This window comes from Microbacterium sp. CR_7, assembly GCF_041954755.1.
In the GTDB taxonomy this organism is placed as follows: Bacteria; Actinomycetota; Actinomycetes; order Actinomycetales; family Microbacteriaceae; genus Microbacterium.
The window spans coordinates 1-386 of the sequence record NZ_JAVAYF010000021.1; the positions used below are offsets into that span (position 1 = coordinate 1).

The window sequence follows — 386 nt, forward strand, 5'->3', positions numbered from 1 at the left end:
CACCTCGTTCATCGCGCGTCGGGTGGGTGCGGAGGATTACCGTGCTCGCGTGGTGGTGGCGGCGAACGGGTCGGTGCAGCTGCAGCTGCAGCGCACGTCGACGACGCTGGCGGCGGTGAACGTCACGGGATTGACTCTCGCGGCGGGGGAGGAGCTGCAGGTCCGAGTGCAGGCGTTCGGCACGAACCCGACCACGATCCGCGCGAAGGTGTGGAAGACGGGCGCGGCCGAGCCGACCGATTGGCAGGTCTCGACGACGGATGCCACGGCTGCTCTGCAGGCCGCGGGACATGTCGGCGTCGCCGCCTACCTGGGATCGGGGACCACGAACGTTCCCTACACCGTCGCCTTCGGCAGCATCAAGGTCGTCGCGATCCCCTGACCCG

The 386-nt window shown here is 69.4% G+C and carries 1 pseudogene; it reads left to right on the forward strand.

The window, feature by feature from the left end:
* A pseudogene (locus tag RAC81_RS16965) lies at positions 1 to 382 on the forward strand (PKD domain-containing protein); the annotation flags it as partial.
* Between the last annotated feature and the right edge of the window lie 4 nt (positions 383 to 386).